This is a genomic window from Bilophila sp. 4_1_30 (genome assembly GCF_000224655.1).
Taxonomy (GTDB): domain Bacteria; phylum Desulfobacterota; class Desulfovibrionia; order Desulfovibrionales; family Desulfovibrionaceae; genus Bilophila; species Bilophila wadsworthia.
Map to the genome: position 1 here is coordinate 1 of NZ_JH114240.1, position 1,782 is coordinate 1,782.

Consider the following 1,782-nt stretch of genomic DNA (forward strand, 5'->3'; position numbering starts at 1 on the left):
AGGGGAGAGGAAACCCTTCTCCAGAAGGGTTTCCTCTCCCCTCCCCAATCTTCATCTTTTATTCGCCAAGCCACTTGTTGCGGATGGCCTTTTCCTTGCCGTTTTCGCGGATGGCCTTGAGGCCCTTGTTGACCTGAGCGGCGAGTTCGGCGTTGTCCTTGCTGAACACGAAGCCGATGTACTCGACGTCTTCGGTGAGGAAGGCAACCTTCATGAGGTCCTTGTAGCCTTCCTTGCGGCTGGCGTAGTAGCGGGCGACGGGATCGTCGCAGACCACGACGTCGAGGCGGCCGTTGCGCATATCTTCGAACACGAGGCCGACTTCGTCATAGGTGCGGAGGTCGATGTCCACGTTCATCTTGCGCAGCGCTTCGATGGCGGTGGTGCCGATCTGCACGCCGACCTTCTTGCCCTTGAGGTCTTCGGGCTTCTTGATGGCGGAGTCCTTGGCGACGACGACGGCCTGATGGACTTCGTAGTAGGGATCGGAGAACACATAGGCCTTCTTGCGCTTGTCCGTGATGGTCACGCAGGAAGCGATGACGTTGGCCTGTCCGGATTCGAGCGACGCGAAGATGCCGTCCCACGCGATGTTGCGGAACTCGCTCTTCATGCCGATCTCTTCGGCGATTGCGGCAATGATGTCACGGTCATAGCCGATGATGTTCTTGTTTTCGTCCAGGAACTCCATGGGCGGCCACGTGGGGTTGGCGGCGGCGATGAGCGTTTTCTCTGCGGCGAACGCGGAGCCGCAAAGCACCAATACGGCGAGAAGGCTGGTCAACACGGTACGAAACATGGTTTCTCCTCCTAAAAATAAGGAAGGAGTATTAGACGTGAGCACGGGGCGCGTCAACAGAAAAGAAAAGCGGTCGCGGGGAGATGAGCGCAAAAGGCGGAACGCCGTATCCGTAAGCTGGCGTGGAGCGCGGCTTTACGGAAATACGGTATCTGCACTTGATTTTTGTTGATGGATGCGTGATTCTAGGGGTTGGTATGCTGGGGAAGGGTGTGTGCCGCAGGAGTCGGGGGATTTCGCGGCATGGGAAATGCTCTTCCTCAGAACAGGGGGTCCGCGCAGGAGGAGTCGCGTGGATGCCTCTCGGTTTCTGTCGCCGGGACAGGTCCGTCCCTCCGCAGTGGAAAAGGCCACGCCGTTTTTCCGAAGGTTCCGGATGCGGCCCTTCCTTTCTCCCCTAACCCAAAGAGGTTGATAATGAAACGTATCGCTGCCCTGATCATGGGTTTTGTTCTCATGACCGTGCTGGTCGCCCCCGCCTCTGCCAAGGAACTTGTCGTCGCTCACGACACCAACTTCATGCCCTTCGAATTCAAGGGGCCGGACGGCAAGTTTACCGGTTTTGATATCGAGCTCTGGGAAACCATCGCCAAGAAGCTGGGCCTCTCCTACAAATTTCAGCCCATGGACTTCAACGGCATCATCCCCGGCCTCCAGACCGGCAACGTGGATGTGGGCATCGCCGGCATGACCATCACGCCTGAACGCGCCAAGGTCGTGCAGTTCTCCAACGGCTACTATACGTCCGGCCTCAAGATCCTCGTCCGTGACGACGAAAAGGGCATCAGCAAGGTTGAAGACCTCGCGGGCAAGGTCGTTGCCGTGAAGACCGGCACCTCTTCCGTGCCGTTTATGTTGGAACCGGGTCCAGCATCGCTCCCGGCTTCAACCTCGCCGCGCATTACAAATTCAATGAGGAATGGGCCGCTGGACCTGACCTACCGCAGCCGCGTCAAACAGGCCGTGCGCGGACACGTCGAATT

The 1,782-nt window shown here is 58.2% G+C and carries 2 protein-coding genes; one reads left to right on the forward strand and one right to left on the reverse strand.

From position 1 onward, the window contains the following. Nucleotides 1-58: 58 nt before the first annotated feature. Entirely contained in the window at nucleotides 59-799 is a 741-nt protein-coding gene (locus HMPREF0178_RS19825; RefSeq protein WP_005028328.1) for a basic amino acid ABC transporter substrate-binding protein, read from the reverse strand. A 417-nt stretch (nucleotides 800-1,216) separates the two neighbouring features. On the opposite strand from HMPREF0178_RS19825, the gene HMPREF0178_RS19830 reads away from it, so the two are divergent. Then, nucleotides 1,217-1,782: transporter substrate-binding domain-containing protein (locus tag HMPREF0178_RS19830; protein WP_009369320.1), on the forward strand; the 566-nt coding region annotated here is incomplete at its 3' end.